This is a genomic window from Streptomyces sp. ADI95-16 (assembly GCF_003721495.1).
GTDB lineage: Bacteria > Actinomycetota > Actinomycetes > Streptomycetales > Streptomycetaceae > Streptomyces > Streptomyces goshikiensis.
This window is the reverse complement of record NZ_CP033581.1, coordinates 3,016,914-3,033,569: the sequence shown is the minus strand read 5'-3', so window position 1 is coordinate 3,033,569 and position 16,656 is coordinate 3,016,914. Positions and strand designations below refer to the sequence as shown.

The following is a 16,656-nucleotide window of genomic DNA, read 5'->3' as shown; positions in this document are numbered from 1 at the left end:
AGGGCCTGGACGGCGGGAAGGACCTGGAGGGCCGGAACCGCAAGGACCAGCTCGGCCAGGTCCTGCGCTTCGCCCTCGTGGGCGGGGTGAACACCGGCACGTTCTTCGGCATCTACCTGCTCCTGCACCCGTGGATGCCGTACTTCGCCGCGTACACCCTCGCCTTCCTGCTGTCGATGGTCGGCTCGTTCTTCATGAACACGTACTTCACCTACCGCACCCGGCCGACCTGGAAGAAGTTCCTGCTCTTCCCGCTGACGAACGTCACCAACTACGTGATCCAGTCGGTCGGCCTCTACGCCCTGGTGACCTGGGCCGGGATGGACACCCGGATCGCCCCGCTCGTCGCGGCCGTCGTGGCCATCCCGTTCACCTTCCTGCTGTCCCGCAAGATCCTCGTCCCCGGCGCCCGCGCCCGGGGCGGGGAACCGGAGCAGGCCCCCACGTCGTCCACGGTCTGAAACCGCAGGGCGCGGCCGGTGAGCCACCCCGTAGATTGGGCGGGCAGCAATCGGCGCAGGCGAGGGGCAAGGGGACAGACGTGTCAGCGGCTAGGCAAGGTGTCGTGGACGCCCGCAGGATCGTGGTCAAGGTCGGCTCCTCCTCCCTGACCACGGCGGCCGGCGGGCTCGACGCGGACCGGGTGGACGCGCTGGTCGACGTACTGGCCAAGGCGCGCAGCGGCGGCGAGAAGGAGATCGTCCTGGTCTCCAGCGGAGCCATCGCCGCGGGCCTCTCCCCGCTCGGCCTGCGCCGCCGCCCCACGGACCTGGCCCGGCAGCAGGCCGCCGCCAGCGTCGGACAGGGCCTGCTCGTCGCCCGCTACACCGCCTCCTTCGCCCGCTACGGGGTCCGCGTCGGCCAGGTGCTGCTGACCACCGACGACACCAGCCGCCGCGCGCACTACCGCAACGCGTACCGGACCCTGGACCAGCTGCTGGCGATGGGCGCGCTGCCCGTCGTCAACGAGAACGACACCGTCGCCACGGACGAGATCCGCTTCGGCGACAACGACCGGCTGGCGGCGCTGGTGGCCCACCTCGTCCGCGCCGACCTGCTCGTCCTGCTGTCTGACGTGGACGGCCTCTACGACGGCGACCCGTCCCAGCCCGGCACCACCCGCATCGACGAGGTGTCCGGCCCCGAGGACATCGCCCACGTCTCCATCGGCAGCGCCGGCAAGGCGGGCGTCGGCACCGGCGGCATGGTCACCAAGGTCGAGGCGGCGCGGATCGCGGCGGCCGCCGGCATCCCGGTGGTCCTCACCTCCGCCAGCCAGGCCGCCGACGCCCTGGCCGGGCGGGCGACGGGCACGCTGTTCCACGCCACCGGGCGCCGCTCGGCGGACCGGCTGCTGTGGCTCCAGCACGCGTCCACCCCGCAGGGACACCTCGTACTCGACGACGGCGCCGTCCGCGCCGTCACCGAGCGCGGCAGCTCGCTGCTGGCCGCCGGCATCGCAGCGGTCGAGGGCGACTTCGTCGCCGGCGACCCGGTCGAACTGCGCTCCGCCGCCGGCCACGCCGTCGCCCGGGGCCTGGTCAACTTCGACGCCAAGGAGCTCCCGCAGCTGCTGGGCCGCTCCACCCGCGACCTCGCGCGGGAACTCGGACCCGCGTACGAGCGGGAGGTCGTCCACCGTGACGATCTGGTCCTGCTGCAGGGCTGAGGTTCGGCAAAACCGCCGCGCGGTGGCCGTGGGACTGGTCAACTGTGTGGGGCGGACACGCGTAGCGCAGACAGGAGGCGGCTGGTGGGACGAGCGCTGACCAGCGTCGGCACCGGGGACGGTGACGGCGGCGGAGGCGGGGACGAGCGCGACGCCACCCGCCTCTGGCACGTCACCCTGAGCGTCTCCGGCAAGCCGGCGCCGCTGTCCGAGGTGCGGCGCGGGCTGGAGCAGCTCGCGTACGACCACCCCTTCCTGCTGACCAGCCGCTACGCGGACGACCACGCGGAGATCCGGTACTGGGAGGAGGCCCGCGACCTCCACGACGCGGCCGCCGTCGCCCTGCGCCTGTGGGGCGAACACCGCTCGTCGGCGCAGCTCCCGCCGTGGGAGATCGTCGGCCTGGAGGTCATCGACCGCGCCACCTACCACCAACGCGTGGCCGAGGGCTACGGCCCGCCCCCGGCGCACCCGGTGGGCGTGCACCCGTACTAGCCCCGGGCCATGTCGGCCCGTCCGGCGCTTGAGGACCGGGTCCGGGCGGAGTCCGGGATACGGAGAAGGGCCGGGCTGGGGAGAGAAGCCGGCCCGGCGGCGGGCAGCCCGCCCCGCAGGCACGGCGCCTGACCGTCCCGGGGACGGGAGCCCGCGCGGCGGCCCGCGCGGCCACGGGCGCGGCCGTCTCGCGGGGTGGAACCCCATCGGCGGGGGCCGGGCCGGGGCTTACCCTGGCCGCATGACCTCGCTCGATGCCACGACCTCGCCCGTTCTCGCCACCGCACACCGCGCCCGCACGGCCGCCGCCGCCATCGCCCCACTGCCGCGGTTCGCCAAGGACACGGCGCTGCTGGCCATCGCGGACGCCCTGGAGGCCCGTACCGCCGAGATCGTCGCCGCCAACGCCGTCGACACCGACAAGGCCCGCGCGGCCGGCACCAGCGAGACCGTCATCGACCGCCTCACCCTCACCCCGGAGCGCGTCGCGGCCATCGCCTCCGACGTCCGCGACGTCGTCGCCCTCCCCGACCCCGTCGGCGAGGTCGTCCGCGGCTCGACCCTCCCCAACGGCATCGACCTCCGCCAGATCCGCGTCCCGCTCGGCGTCGTCGGCATCATCTACGAGGCCCGCCCCAACGTCACCGTCGACGCCGCCGCCCTCTGCCTCAAGTCCGGCAACGCGGTCCTGCTGCGCGGCAGCTCCTCCGCCTACGCCTCCAACTCCGCGCTCGTCGAGATCCTCCGCGACGCCATCGAGTCCGCCGGCATCCCCGCCGACGCGATCCAGCTCGTCCCCGGCGAGTCCCGCGACTCCGTCCGAGAGCTGATGCGCGCCCGCGGCCTCGTCGACGTCCTGATCCCGCGCGGCGGCGCCTCCCTCATCAAGACCGTCGTCGAGGAGTCCACCGTTCCGGTCATCGAGACCGGTACCGGAAACTGCCACGTCTACGTGGACGCCCAGGCCGACCTCGACATGGCCGTGGACATCCTCGTCAACTCCAAGGCCCAGCGGCCCTCCGTCTGCAACTCCGCCGAGACGCTCCTCGTCCACCGCGACATCGCCGACGCCTTCCTGCCGCGCGCCCTCGACGCCCTCGCCGACGCCGGCGTCACCGTCCACGGCGACGCCCGGGTCCTCGCGGCCGCCGAGCACACCAAGGCCACCGCGCTGCCCGCCACCGACGAGGACTGGGCCGCCGAGTACCTCTCGTACGACATCGCCGCCGCCGTCGTGGACTCCCTCGACGACGCCGTCACCCACATCCGGCGCTGGACCTCCGGCCACACCGAGGCGATCGTCACCACCTCGCAGGCCGCGGCGCGCCGGTTCACCCAGCTGGTCGACTCGACCACGGTCGCCGTGAACGCCTCCACCCGGTTCACCGACGGTGGCCAGTTCGGCTTCGGCGCCGAGATCGGAATCTCCACGCAGAAGCTGCACGCCCGGGGACCGATGGGCCTTCCGGAGCTCACCTCCACCAAGTACATCGTCACCGGCGACGGTCACATCCGGTAGCCGGAACCGGAACAACGTGTGGCCGGATTCGGCCCACACCCTGCCCAAAGCAGCCCCCCAGGTCTAGGCTGGCCCTGTGCCGGACGACGTGGGGGGCAAGCCGTTCCCGGACGACGGGGAGCCCAACGACGACCGCGGAGGCGCGGAAGAGGACTTCGCCTCCGTGGTGTTCGACGAGGACTTCGTCCGGAACGCCGAGATCCATGAACCGAGCGCCGCAGAGCGCCAGCGGGCCGCCGACCGGGCGCGCGCGGAAGCGGAAGCCGCCCGTGCCGTCGCCGGAGGCTGGCCGGGAGACGAGGACCACGACCCCTACGGGTACGGGTACGGCCTCGACGAGCGCGGCTGGGACCAGGAGCCGGGCCACCTCGGCCCCGACGGCCCGTACGGGGCCTACGGCGGCAGCCTGCGCCCGTACCGGGGCCGCTCGCCGTGGCTGCGCCCCGTCGCCTGGGTACTCGCCTGCGTGATGGGCCTCGGCATGGTCGCGCTCGCCTTCAGCGCCGTCTACCGCAGCGCCTCGGGGTCCGCGGAACCCGCTCCGGCGCCCGCCAGTACTCCGCTCGGGGAAGTCACCGGGGCCGGAGCGTTTACCTACCCCGCAGTCCGCCAACCCTGAAGGTAACGACCCCACTCGCATACGCCGGAGCTGGGGGCTTCTCTGAAGCGGGGACAGCGGGGAGAAGCGATGGCCGTTCCAGGAGACCCACCCAACGGCACCCCCGAGAACATCGGAGGGGGTGACGACGAATTCCGCCCGGACGAGTACCGGTCGATCGTGTTCGACGAGGACTTCGTCCGCGCTGCCCGGATCCAGGAGTACTCCGCCCAGGAACGCATGGGCGAGCACGCCCGGGCCGTACGCAGCCGCTCGATCTGGTCGGGCGCGGGCTCCGGCGGCTCCCGCACGGCAAGCCCCGGCCGGGGCGCCCGCCAGGGCATGCTGCTCGTACTGCTCATCGCCACCGCCTTCGCCGTGGCCGTCTACATGGGCCTGCGCAACCCGTACGTGCCCGTGCCCGGAGGCTCCGCCGAGCCGCTCGCCAGCACCGTCGTCCCGCTCGCGCCGGCCGCCGTCGTACCCGGCGGGAAGCCCGCCGAGCTGTACGCGAAGAGCCCCGCCGCCCAGTACCGCGTCGGGGCGGCCGGGATCACCATGCCCGCCGTGCGCCGCACCCAGCACTTCACCGACGGGCAGGTCGGCGCCGCGCTGTCCATCGCCAAGGACTACCTGGTGCAGTCATCGCTCGACCCGGACGTACTGTCCGGCGCCGCCACCCGGCCGGTGCGGGTACTGCTCGACCCCGACCAGCTGGCCCAGTTCGACCGCAGCATGACCTCGCCCTCCGGCGACGGCCGGTACGCCGCGACGGGCTGGCTCGTCCGCTTCGACCCCGCGACCACCGTCCTGGCCGACTCCCGCGTCCGGGTGAGCGGCATCCTCGGCTACGAGGAGGTGGCCCCCGACGTCCTCCAGGTGACCACCGACCACACCTTCGTGTACGCGGTCCGGCCCGCCTCCGCGACCGGAGCCGCCGCCGACGGCGCCTCGCTCTTCACCGTCCGCCGCGAGCTACGGCTGCGCTTCGACCGGGAGGACCTCACGGCCCGCCGCGCGGAGCTGGCCTCGGCCTATGTGATGGCCGGGCCGCAGGACTGCTCCGCCGACCCGGCTGCCGGCTTCCGCCCGCTCACCGCGGGCACCGGCCCCACCACCGTCGGCCCGGCCGCGAGCGACCCGTACGCCAGCGGCCACCCCCGGCGCGCGGCCGGGCTGTGCGGCGTCCTCGCGACGCCGCCGCCCGGGACCGAGCCCGTCAGCCCTGCCCCGTAGCGGCGCCGCCCTTGCCCTCGGCGCCGCCGGCGCTCCCGGACCCGGCGGCCCCGGTGAACTTGTCGCGGAGCTTGCCGCCCACGTCGGCCGCGCCGCCCGCTATGTCGCCGACCAGCTTGAACAGCGGGTCCTTGCTGCTGCGCACCGCGTCCGCGTAGTGCGAGGCCGACTCCCGGAAGGAGTCCGACACCGAGGCGTCCTTGTCGTCCTCGCGCCGCGGGTAGTGGCCGTCCATGATCCGCTGGTAGTCCCGGCTCTGCGACCACTTGTTCAGCTCGGCCGCCCGGACCGTGGTGAAGGGGTGCGTACGCGGCAGCACATTGAGGATCTTCAGCACGGAATCGCGCAGGTCGCCGCTCTTCTCGTACTCGTCGGCCTGGGCCAGGAAGGCGTCCACGTTCATCTCGTGGAGGTGGTTGCCGCCCGCCATCTTCATCAGCCCCCGCATCGAGGCCGTCACGTCCTGCCCCACCAGCAGCCCGGCCCGGTCCGCGGACAGCTCCGACTTGCGGAACCACTCCCGCAGCGCGGTGACGATCGCGGTGATCGCCACATTGCCCAGCGGGATCCACGCCACCCGCAGCGCGAGGTTCGTCAGGAACAGCAGGACCGTGCGGTACACGGAGTGCCCCGACAGCGCGTGGCCCACCTCGTGGCCCACGACCGCGCGCATCTCCTCCTCGTCGAGCAGCTCGACCAGGCCCGTCGTCACCACGATGATCGGCTCGTCCAGCCCGATGCACATGGCGTTCGGCTTCGGGTCCTGCTGGACGTACATCTGCGGGACCTTCTCCAGGTCCAGGATGTAACAGGCGTCCCGCAGCATCGTGTGCAGGTGCGCGAACTGGGTCTCGCCCACCCGCACCGAGTCCGACAGGAACAGCAGCCGCAGGCTCCGCTCCGGCAGCAGCCCGCTCAGCGCCTTGAACACCGTGTCGAACCCGCTCAGCTTGCGCAGCGCCACCAGCGCCGAGCGGTCCGCCGGATGCTCGTACGCCCGCGAGGAGATACCGGGGAACCTCCTGCGATCCCGCGCCGGTGCCTTCTCGAATCCCGTGTCCGTCATTGCGCCCTCCCCCTAGATCGGCTTGCTCAGCGTGCGTCTATCCTCTCCAACGCCTGAGTCGGCGTGAGCGTGCCCCGGGCCCCCGCATACGATGTGAGCGAAGTCTCCGCCCGCTCCCCGACTCGATAGGTATCAGCCTGATGAGCCTCTCCTCCACCGCCCACAACCTGGTCGTCCTCGCCTCGGAGGGGGCCGAGCAGCACGGCGGCAACCACGACAGCCTCAGCCCGTACCTGACCGGCGGCGGCGCGTTCTTCATCCTGCTCTTCATGCTGTGGGTGACCACGCGCCTGAACCGCGACCGCTAGAGCGCCGTCGCGCACGCTCGATCCGAGGGTCCGGGCCGCCCCGCCGGGCCAGTAGGCTCTGCGCTCATGGGAGAGCAGGAAGTGCCTACCGGCCCGGTCAAGCGCCGGCTCGGCGTGATGGGCGGGACATTCGACCCGATCCACCACGGACACCTGGTGGCCGCCAGTGAGGTGGCCGCCCTTTTCCACCTCGACGAGGTGGTGTTCGTACCGACCGGCGAGCCGTGGCAGAAGTCCCAGGGGGCCGTGTCGCCCGCCGAGGACCGCTACCTCATGACGGTCATCGCCACGGCCTCGAACCCCCAGTTCTCGGTGAGCCGCATCGACATCGACCGCGGCGGCCCGACGTACACGATCGACACCCTGCGGGACCTGAGCGCCCTCAACGCCGACGCCGACCTGTTCTTCATCACCGGCGCCGATGCCCTCGCGCAGATCCTGACCTGGCGAAACGCCGACGAGCTCTTCTCGCTCGCCCACTTCATCGGCGTCACCCGCCCCGGCCACGTGCTCACCGACGACGGACTGCCCGAGGGCGGCGTCTCGCTGGTCGAGGTGCCCGCGCTGGCGATCTCGTCGACGGACTGCCGCGAGCGGGTGGCCAACGCGGACCCCGTCTGGTATCTGGTGCCGGACGGTGTCGTGCGTTACATCGACAAGCGTGAGCTGTACCGGGGAGCCTGAGCTTCCGGAGAGAGGGGTCCCGCGGTGAACGACCGACAGCAGCCGTACGACCCGTACGCCGCCCAGGAGCAGCAGCTCATCGGCTACGACGCGTACGGGCGACCGGTGTACGGCCAGGTGCCCCCGCAGCCCGCCGTCCAGGCCCAGGCCCCGCAGCAGTACGAGCAGACGTACGAACAGCAGTACGGGTACGACTATCAGGGCTACGACCAGCAGCAGCCGGCCGCCCAGGAGTACCCTCAGCCGGCCGCCGACCCGGGCTACGGCTACGGCTACGAGGCCCAGGCCCAGCAGGCCCAGCAGGCCCAGCAGTGGATCCCGCAGCAGATGGCTCCCGAGCCCCAGGCGGCCGAACCGGAACCCGAACCGGAAGCGGCGCCCCGGCGGGCCGCGCAGGTCCCGGAACCGCGCCGGGCCGAGGCCGGGCCGGACGGCGACTACCGCACCGAGCAGTTCGCGTTCATCGACCAGCCCGACGAGGAATCCGAAGACGTCATCGACTGGCTCGCCTTCACCGAGAGCCGGACCGAACGCCGTGAGGAGGCCCGCCGCCGCGGCCGCAACCGCGTGGTGGCGCTGATCGTCGTCCTCGCCCTGTTCGTCGTCGGCGGCCTCGGCTACCTCTGGTACGCCGGCAAGCTGCCGTTCCTCGACGGCCCCGGGAGCAAGAAGGGCGCCGTGGCCGCCGGCGGGGCGCAGAAGCGCGACATGATCGTCGTCCACCTGCACAACACCAAGAAGGGCGGCACCTCCACGGCGCTGCTCGTCGACAACGTCACCACGAAGCAGGGCGCCACCGTCCTGCTCCCGAACACCCTCACCGTCCCGCGGCAGGACGGCGCCGGCCTGGCCCTCGGCAAGGCGGTCGAGGAGGGCGGCATCGGCACCAGCGAGTCCCTCGACACCGTGCTCGGCACCGACATCGGCGGCACCTGGCGCCTGGACACCCCCTTCCTGGAGCGCCTGGTCGAGCTGGTCGGCGGCATCGACGTCGACACCGACGCCGCGGTCCCGGCCGACGACAAGGCCAAGACCCCGGCCGTGGCCCAGGGCAAGAAGCAGCACCTGAGCGGCGCGATGGCCGTCGCTTACGCCACGTACCGCGCCCAGGGCGAGCCGGAGGCCAAGCAGCTCCAGCGGACGGGCGGCGTGCTGTACGCGGTCCTGCGCAAGATCCCCGGCGACCCCAAGGCGGCGGCCGTGACCGTCGAGAGCATGGGCCAGATCCTGGACCCCGCGCTGAACGCCCAGACCCTCGGCGCCATGCTGTCCAGGATCGGCGAGCACGCGAAGGTCGGCGACTACCGCACCGAGCTGCTCGCCGTGAAGGCGGACGGCTCCCTCACCGACGAGGCCAACAAGACGGTCGTCAAGGAGATCCTCGGCGGCAACTTCACGGCCGCGCAGGCCGCCGCGTCCCCCCGGGTCGGGCTCAGGGACGCCACCGGCGACGACAAGACGCAGGTCACGGCGAAGGCGGCGCTGCTGAACGGCGGCTACACCTTCGTGGACGGAGGCAAGGCCGACAAGACCCAGGCCGCCTCGCAGATCACCTACCAGGACGACGCGCAGAGGGAGCGGGCGGTCGAGGTCGCCAAGACGCTGGGGCTGGCCGAGACGGCCGTGAAGAAGGGCGAGAACGCCGTGAACGCGGACGTCGTGGTGACCCTGGGCAAGGACTACAAACCGTCCTGACCAGGCATCGGGCTGGATCGCCGCCCGCGCGGGACCTTCCGCGCGGGCGGCGATGGCGGTACATGAGACCCTTGTAAGGATCTGCCCGCCAACCCGAAAGCATGGCCAGTGACCGCCACGGACCGCTCCATCGAGCTCATCACCGCCGCCGCCCAGGCCGCGGCCGACCGGCTCGCGCACGACATCATCGCGTACGACGTCAGCGACGTGCTGTCGATCACCGACGCCTTCCTGCTCGCCTCGGCCCCCAACGACCGCCAGGTCAAGTCGATCGTGGACGAGATCGAGGAGCGCCTGCTCAAGGAGCTCGGCGCCAAGCCGGTGCGCCGTGAGGGCGACCGCGACGCCCGCTGGATCCTCCTCGACTACATCGACATCGTCGTGCACGTGCAGCACAGCGAGGAGCGGGTCTTCTACGCGCTGGAGCGCCTGTGGAAGGACTGCCCCGAGATCGACCTCCCCGAGGACGCCAAGCTCACCAAGGGCAAGGCCGAGGAGCACGCCAAGCTGCGTGAGGCTCAGGGCGACGACGAACTGGACGGTGATCTGTTCTGAGCGCGCCGAGCACCGGCACGGCCGCCGGGACCGAGGGGGCCGGCCGGACCGGCCGGAAGATCGTCCTGTGGCGGCACGGCCAGACCTCGTGGAACCTGGAGCGCCGCTTCCAGGGCTCCACGGACATCGAGCTGACCGAGACGGGTGTGGCGCAGGCGCGCCGCGCCGCCCGGCTGCTCGCCTCGCTGAAGCCGGACGCCATCGTGGCCTCCGACCTCCAGCGGGCCGCCGCGACGGCCGCCGAGCTGGCTGCGGTCACGGGCCTGCCCGTGGAGCACGACGAGGCGCTGCGCGAGACGTACGCCGGTGAGTGGCAGGGCCTCACGCACGACGAGATCCTCGGGAAGTACGGCGAGCAGTACGCGGCGTGGAAGCGCGGCGAGCCCGTGCGCCGCGGCGGCGGCGAGCTGGAGACCGAAGTCGCCGACCGGGCCGCGCCGGTGGTGCTGGCGCACGCCGACCGGCTGCCGGCCGGCGGCACGCTCGTCGTGGTCAGCCACGGCGGCACCATCCGTACGACCATCGGCAGGCTGCTCGGACTGGAGTCGTCCTACTGGGAGGGCCTGGGCGGGCTCTCCAACTGCTGCTGGTCCGTCCTCGGCGAGGGCGCGCGCGGCTGGCGCCTGATGGAGCACAACGCCGGCACGCTGCCGGAACCCGTCCTCGGCGACGACGACTGAGGCCTCTCGCGAGGCCTCCGGCGGCGCCGGGCCGGGGCTCCCACCCGGATTTCACTTTCCGGCTGGTCGCAGGCTAGAGTTCTTCTTGTTCGCAGCGCAGAACACCGGAAACGGGGGGAGCGCGGCGGAGAGCGGGGCTATAGCTCAGTTGGTAGAGCGCCTGCATGGCATGCAGGAGGTCAGGAGTTCAATTCTCCTTAGCTCCACAATCAGGATCCCGTCCCCAACAGGGGGCGGGATCCTTGCGTTTGTTCCTTTTGTGCTGGCTGACCCGCCCCGTAACGTCATGGCAGAATCGGACGGCCGGAGGGGGACACGACGGCCCGACGCGGGAGGGAGTCGCTGACGGATGGGTGCACACCGGCGGCGGTGCGACTGGTGCAACAACGGCACGCCGATCGTGCGGGACATGGACCCGGTCAACCCCGACTACCAGTACTGGTGCGAGGAATGCGCGCGGGCGCTGATCATAAAAGGCGACCCGATCGAGACGTACCGTGAGCTGGAAGGGGAGCCGATCTATGGGCGGCTGCTCGACGAGCACTGCACGCTCAAGCGGTTCTATCAGTTCGCGAGAGCGTGACAAGTTGTCTCAAACCGGACATGGCCTCTGGTCGGCGGAAACCGATTTTTGGACCAGGGCCATGACCGTGTAATGTTTGGGATGTCGCCAAGGGGAACCGGCAAGGGAAACCGGAGCGGCAAGCGCAACAAGGGGCTATAGCTCAGTTGGTAGAGCGCCTGCATGGCATGCAGGAGGTCAGGAGTTCAATTCTCCTTAGCTCCACAGTGAAGAAGCGGGCCACCCGGATCGGGTGGCCCGCTTCTCGTTGTGTCCCACTTTGTCGTCGCGTCCCGTGTCGAGCGGTGGAACGGCCGAGCGTCGGAAGGGGCCGCTGCGGTACCCTGACGCCATGCGTGCCGTACGCCTTCTGCTTACCGAGCCGCGCTGATCAGCGCCGACCCTTCGAGACGGTCGGCACCGGCGCGGCGCCCCCTCCTGTGCGAGGGGTTTTTTCGTTTGGGCAGGCAGAGACGGCAGAGACGATCGATGGAGCTTCAGAAATCATGAGCGAGACGAACACCCCGGCCCCCGAGGCGGCCGAGGCGCACCGCTACACGGCTGCCATGGCCGCCGACATCGAGGCACGCTGGCAGGACGTATGGGACGCGCGGGGCACGTACGAGGCCCCGAACCCGACCGGTGACCTGGCCGGGGACCCGGAGGTCGTCGCGCGGCCCAAGAAGTTCATCATGGACATGTTCCCGTACCCCTCAGGTGCGGGCCTGCACGTCGGCCACCCGCTCGGGTACATCGCCACCGACGTCTACGCCCGCCACCAGCGGATGACCGGCCACAACGTCCTGCACACCCTGGGCTTCGACGCCTTCGGCCTGCCGGCCGAGCAGTACGCCGTGCAGACCGGGACGCACCCGCGCGTGTCGACCGAGGCGAACATCGAGAACATGAAGGTCCAGCTGCGCCGCCTGGGCCTGGGCCACGACAAGCGCCGGTCGTTCGCGACGATCGACCCGGACTACTACAAGTGGACCCAGTGGATCTTCCTGCAGATCTACAACTCCTGGTACGACGCGGACGCGAAGAAGGCCCGGCCGATCGCCGAGCTGATCGCCGCCTTCGAGGACGGCTCCCGTGAGGTTCCGGCCGGCGTCGCGGGCGGCCGCGCCTGGGCGGACCTGACCGCCGGCGAGCGGGCCGACGTACTGAACGAGTACCGGCTGGCGTACGCCTCCGACGCGCCCGTCAACTGGTGCCCGGGCCTGGGCACCGTCCTGGCCAACGAGGAGGTCACCGCGGACGGCCGGTCCGAGCGCGGCAACTTCCCCGTCTTCAAGGCCAAGCTGAGCCAGTGGAACATGCGGATCACCGCCTACGCGGACCGCCTGCTGGACGACTTGGACGCGCTGGACTGGCCCGAGGCCATCAAGCTGCAGCAGCGCAACTGGATCGGCCGCAGCGAGGGCGCGCGCGTCGACTTCGCGCTGGGCGAGGACGCGATCACCGTCTTCACCACCCGCCCCGACACCCTGTTCGGCGCCACCTACATGGTGCTGGCCCCCGAGCACCCGCTGGTCGACAAGTTCATCCCGGCCGCCTGGCCCGAGGGCACCCACGACGTGTGGACCGGCGGGCACGCCACCCCGGCGGAGGCCGTCGCGGCGTACCGCAAGCAGGCCGCCTCGAAGTCCGACGTCGAGCGGCAGGCCGAGGCCAAGGACAAGACCGGCGTCTTCACCGGCGAGTACGCGCTCAACCCGGTCAGCGGCGCGAAGGTCCCGGTCTTCATCGCCGACTACGTGCTGATGGGCTACGGCACCGGCGCGATCATGGCCGTCCCCGCGCACGACAGCCGCGACTTCGAGTTCGCGCGCGCCTTCGAGCTGCCGATGCGCTGCGTCGTCCAGCCGACCGACGGCCGCGGGACCGACCCGGCCGAATGGGACGCGGCGTTCGTCTCCTACGACGCGGCGCTGGTCAACTCGGCCGGCGAGGGCATTTCCCTGGACGGCCTGGGCGTCGTAGAGGCCAAGGCCGCCATCACCGACTGGCTGGCCGAGCGCGGCATCGGCGAGGGCACCGTCAACTTCCGTCTGCGCGACTGGCTGTTCAGCCGCCAGCGGTACTGGGGCGAGCCCTTCCCGATCGTCTACGACGAGGACGGCGTCGCCCACTCGCTGCCCGAGTCGATGCTGCCGCTGGAGCTGCCCGAGGTCGAGGACTACTCGCCGCGCACCTTCGAGCCGGACGACGCGCTGTCGCAGCCGGAGACCCCGCTGTCGCGCAAGGCCGACTGGGTCAACGTGGAGCTGGACCTGGGCGACGGGCGCGGTGTGCGCCCGTACCGCCGCGAGACCAACACCATGCCGAACTGGGCCGGCTCCTGCTGGTACGAGCTGCGCTACCTGGACCCGAACAACGCGTCGGCCCTGGTGGACCCGGAGATCGAGCAGTACTGGATGGGCCCCCGCGAGGGCCAGCCGCACGGCGGCGTCGACCTGTACGTGGGCGGCGCCGAGCACGCGGTGCTGCACCTGCTGTACGCGCGCTTCTGGTCCAAGGTGCTGTTCGACCTGGGCCACGTCTCCTCGGTCGAGCCGTTCCACAAGCTGTTCAACCAGGGCATGATCCAGGCGTACGTCTACCGCGACGAGCGCGGGTTCCCGGTCACGGCCACCGAGGTCGAGGAGCGCGACGGCAAGTTCTTCTTCGAGGGCGAGCCGGTCAAGCGCGAGCTGGGCAAGATGGGCAAGTCCCTGAAGAACGCCGTCACGCCCGACGAGATCTGCGAGGAGTACGGCGCCGACACGCTGCGCCTGTACGAGATGGCCATGGGCCCGCTGGACGTCTCGCGTCCGTGGGACACCCGGGCCGTGGTGGGCCAGTACCGGCTGCTGCAGCGCCTGTGGCGCAACATCGTGGACGAGGAGACGGGCGCGGTGACGGTCGTCGACGCCGAGCCCGCCGAGGACACGCTGCGCGCGCTGCACAAGGCGATCGACGGGGCCGGCGCGGACCTGGCGGCGCTGCGGTTCAACACCGCCATCGCGAAGATCACCGAGCTGAACAACGCGCTGACGAAGGCGGGCCGGCCGCTGGAGCGGTCCGTGGCGGAGCAGCTGGTGCTGCTGATCGCGCCGCTGGCCCCGCACATCGCGGAGGAGCTGTGGCAGCGGCTGGGGCACGGCGATTCGGTGGTCCACCAGGACTTCCCGGTCGCGGACCCGGCGTACGTCGTGGACGAGACCGTGACCTGCGTGGTGCAGATCAAGGGCAAGGTCAAGGCGCGGCTGGAGGTGCCGCCGACGATCTCCGAGGGCGACCTGGAGAAGCTGGCGCTGGGCGACGAGGCGGTCGTGGCGGCGCTGGGCGGTGCGGAGATCCGCAAGGTGATCGTGCGCGCGCCGAAGCTGGTGAACATCGTCGTGTGACGCTTTTACGTCGCGTGGCGTCGCGTGACGTCGTGTGGCGTCGCGTGACGGCTTTCGGGGCCCTCTGAGGGTGATCCCGTACGGGCAGGTTGGGGGTTCGATGGGAACCCCCAACCTGCCCGTGGCGTTTACGGTGGAGGGGACGGAAAAAGGCAGGGGAAGGGGAGCCTCATGGAGGCCGGCGCGTTGGTCATCATCTTTGCCCTCTTGATGCTGTTCGCCTTCCTGGGTCTGGGGGCGTGGGCCACGGCGAAGGCGGTCGGCGCGGCGAAGCGCGGCGTGGACCGGACGATCACGCAGGCCCGCCGGACCGTGGAGGACACCACCCTGAAGGCCAAGAGCCTCGGCCAGATCGGGGTCACGGCGTCGCTGGCACAGCTGCGCCTGGACCTGCGGACGTCGATGCGGGCCACGCAGCAGGCCCTGCATGACGGGGTGCGCTCCGACCCCTCGCTGAAGGAGTCCATCGGGCTGTTCGAGCGGCTGAGCGCGCACGGCCGAGAGCTGGATGACGAGCTGCGGCGCCTGGAGCAGGAACCGGACCGCAAGCGGACCGCCGAGATGCTTCCCGAGCTGCGGGAACGTGCCGCCAAGATCAAGCAGTCGGCGGATTCGCTGCGGTGGGCCGCGCGGGAGCGGGCGCACCGCTTCTCCGCGGACGAGCTGTCGTCGCTGTCCGAGCAGATCGAGGTCGAGTCGGGGGCGCTGCGGGACTGGTCGCGCGAGCCGGCGGACGACCTGGCGGCCGCCGCGGCCGCCTGGGACGCGGCGCAGACCCCGCCGGGGGCCGCTCCGGGCCGGGGTGCGCAGGCGGAGCCGGGGCCGACGGCGCTGAATCCGTCCGCCCCGGCGCCCTCGTACCCCTGGCAGAAGGCGCCGCGCCCCGAGACCACGACCTGAGGCGGCGGGTCCGGGCGCCGACCGGGCCGCGGCTGGGCCGGGTGCCCGGCGACCGATGATGCTCGGACGCGGGTTCGGGTTGCCCTGGGGGCACGGGAGGCGTGTGGGCCGCTTCGGGTGGGCCCGGGCTGCCGTCGGACCGCCACGGGCGGTAACCTCCGGCTCATGTCCCGCCATGTCGCGATCGTCACCGATTCCACGGCCTACCTGCCCCACCCGGCGATGGCGCGGCACGGGATCACCTCCGTCCCCCTCACCGTGGTGCTCGGCGACGAGGCCTTGGAGGAGGGCACCGAGATCTCGGCCCGCAGCCTCGCCGTGGCCCTGCAGAAGCGCAGGTCCGTCACCACCTCGCGCCCCAGTCCGGAGATGTTCGTACGGGCCTACCAGGCGGCTGCCGACGCGGGGGCCACGGGCATCGTGAGCCTGCACCTGTCCGCCGAGTTCTCCGGCACCTACGACGCCGCCGTGGTCGCCGCCAAGACGGCCTCCGTCCCGGTGCGCGTCGTCGACACCGGCATGGTCGCGATGGCCCTCGGATTCTGCGCCCTCGCCGCCGCCGAGGCGGCCGAGGCCGGCGGTTCCGTCGACGAGGCCGTGGCCGCCGCCGAGAAGCGCGCCGCGGACATGTCCGCGTACTTCTACGTCGACACCCTCGACTACCTCCGCCGCGGCGGCCGGATCGGCGCCGCGCAGGCCCTGCTCGGCTCGGCCCTCGCGGTCAAGCCGCTGCTGACGCTGGACGGCGGGCGGATCGAGATGCTGGAGAAGGTGCGCACGGCCTCCAAGGCCATCGCCCGCCTGGAGGAACTCGCCGTCGAGCGGGCGGGCACGGCCAGCGTGGATGTCGCCGTGCACCACCTGGCGGCCCCGGAGCGGGCCGAGAAGCTGGCGCAGCGGCTGCGTGAGCGCATCCCCGGCCTGGTCGAGCTGCACGTCAGCGAGGTCGGCGCGGTGATCGGCGCGCACACCGGGCCGGGCCTGCTCGCGGCGGTCGTGTCCCCCCGCTGATCACCGGAACGGGTGGCCGGGATATCCACAACGCGGCGGCCATCCACCGGAATTGAGGGGTCCGAACGGGGATCGGGAGCGGCCCCTACCGTCGTGGCATGACGACTCGAACGCGTACTCCCCGACCTGCCGGCGCCACCAGTGGCCCCGGCCGCCGCCCTCTCTCCGACGGCCGTCTGCGGCATCGCAGCGGTGCCCGCCGGGGTGCGGACCCGCACCCCGACCCCATCGCGATGCGGCGGCGGGCCGAGGCCCTGCTGGGCGGCGGTGAGCCTGCCCCGCCGTTGGC

The 16,656-nt window shown here is 71.9% G+C and carries 16 protein-coding genes and 2 tRNA genes; 17 read left to right on the top strand and 1 reads right to left on the bottom strand.

The window, feature by feature from the left end:
* The first annotated feature begins 23 nt into the window (after positions 1–23).
* The 6 genes from EES41_RS13300 (at position 24) to EES41_RS13275 (ending at position 5,517) form a co-directional block, all read left to right on the top strand.
* Positions 24–461 (top strand): GtrA family protein, encoded by a 438-nt coding sequence (locus EES41_RS13300; RefSeq protein WP_123082428.1) that lies wholly within the window; start codon positions 24–26, stop codon positions 459–461.
* Positions 462–541: 80 nt separating this feature from the next.
* A complete protein-coding gene (proB, locus tag EES41_RS13295) occupies positions 542–1,669 on the top strand; it encodes a glutamate 5-kinase (RefSeq protein WP_123078291.1) in 1,128 nt (375 codons plus the stop codon).
* Between the two features lie 96 nt (positions 1,670–1,765).
* Positions 1,766–2,164 (top strand): hypothetical protein, encoded by a 399-nt coding sequence (locus tag EES41_RS13290; protein ID WP_250568512.1) that lies wholly within the window; start codon positions 1,766–1,768, stop codon positions 2,162–2,164.
* A 241-nt stretch (positions 2,165–2,405) separates the two neighbouring features.
* Positions 2,406–3,683, top strand: coding sequence for a glutamate-5-semialdehyde dehydrogenase (locus tag EES41_RS13285; RefSeq protein WP_123078287.1), 1,278 nt, complete (start codon positions 2,406–2,408; stop codon positions 3,681–3,683).
* Positions 3,684–3,759: 76 nt separating this feature from the next.
* On the top strand, positions 3,760–4,302 hold the full coding sequence (locus EES41_RS13280) for a hypothetical protein (protein ID WP_123078285.1): 543 nt from the start codon (positions 3,760–3,762) through the stop codon (positions 4,300–4,302).
* Between the two features lie 69 nt (positions 4,303–4,371).
* Entirely contained in the window at positions 4,372–5,517 is a 1,146-nt protein-coding gene (locus EES41_RS13275; protein WP_123078283.1) for a hypothetical protein, read from the top strand.
* Here the strand turns inward: EES41_RS13275 and EES41_RS13270 are convergent.
* The gene (locus tag EES41_RS13270) at positions 5,501–6,583 is read right to left on the bottom strand and encodes a M48 family metallopeptidase (protein WP_123078281.1); all 1,083 of its coding nucleotides are present in this window, start codon (positions 6,581–6,583) and stop codon (positions 5,501–5,503) included. The genes EES41_RS13275 and EES41_RS13270 overlap by 17 nt on opposite strands.
* Positions 6,584–6,723: 140 nt before the next feature.
* On the opposite strand from EES41_RS13270, the gene EES41_RS41400 reads away from it, so the two are divergent.
* From EES41_RS41400 to EES41_RS13220, 11 genes are all read left to right on the top strand, one after another.
* Entirely contained in the window at positions 6,724–6,891 is a 168-nt protein-coding gene (locus EES41_RS41400; RefSeq protein ID WP_164495826.1) for a hypothetical protein, read from the top strand.
* A 66-nt stretch (positions 6,892–6,957) separates the two neighbouring features.
* The gene (nadD, locus tag EES41_RS13265) at positions 6,958–7,575 is read left to right on the top strand and encodes a nicotinate-nucleotide adenylyltransferase (protein WP_123078279.1); all 618 of its coding nucleotides are present in this window, start codon (positions 6,958–6,960) and stop codon (positions 7,573–7,575) included.
* Positions 7,576–7,599: 24 nt separating this feature from the next.
* Positions 7,600–9,270: an LCP family protein gene (locus tag EES41_RS13260; protein ID WP_123078277.1), complete on the top strand. Its 1,671-nt coding sequence runs from the start codon at positions 7,600–7,602 to the stop codon at positions 9,268–9,270.
* Positions 9,271–9,378: 108 nt separating this feature from the next.
* Positions 9,379–9,825 (top strand): ribosome silencing factor, encoded by a 447-nt coding sequence (rsfS, locus tag EES41_RS13255; RefSeq protein ID WP_008738910.1) that lies wholly within the window; start codon positions 9,379–9,381, stop codon positions 9,823–9,825.
* A complete protein-coding gene (locus EES41_RS13250; RefSeq protein ID WP_123078275.1) occupies positions 9,822–10,505 on the top strand; it encodes a histidine phosphatase family protein in 684 nt (227 codons plus the stop codon). Before rsfS ends, EES41_RS13250 begins: the two co-directional genes overlap by 4 nt.
* Positions 10,506–10,638: 133 nt before the next feature.
* Positions 10,639–10,711, top strand: a tRNA-Ala gene (locus tag EES41_RS13245).
* Between the two features lie 143 nt (positions 10,712–10,854).
* On the top strand, positions 10,855–11,088 hold the full coding sequence (locus EES41_RS13240; RefSeq protein ID WP_008738908.1) for a hypothetical protein: 234 nt from the start codon (positions 10,855–10,857) through the stop codon (positions 11,086–11,088).
* Positions 11,089–11,219: 131 nt separating this feature from the next.
* Positions 11,220–11,292 (top strand) — tRNA-Ala (locus EES41_RS13235).
* 281 nt (positions 11,293–11,573) lie between these two features.
* Positions 11,574–14,456: a leucine--tRNA ligase gene (gene leuS / locus EES41_RS13230; protein WP_123078273.1), complete on the top strand. Its 2,883-nt coding sequence runs from the start codon at positions 11,574–11,576 to the stop codon at positions 14,454–14,456.
* 171 nt (positions 14,457–14,627) lie between these two features.
* A complete protein-coding gene (locus EES41_RS13225) occupies positions 14,628–15,356 on the top strand; it encodes a hypothetical protein (RefSeq protein WP_123078271.1) in 729 nt (242 codons plus the stop codon).
* A 165-nt stretch (positions 15,357–15,521) separates the two neighbouring features.
* The gene (locus EES41_RS13220; RefSeq protein WP_123078269.1) at positions 15,522–16,367 is read left to right on the top strand and encodes a DegV family protein; all 846 of its coding nucleotides are present in this window, start codon (positions 15,522–15,524) and stop codon (positions 16,365–16,367) included.
* Positions 16,368–16,656: the final 289 nt, after the last annotated feature.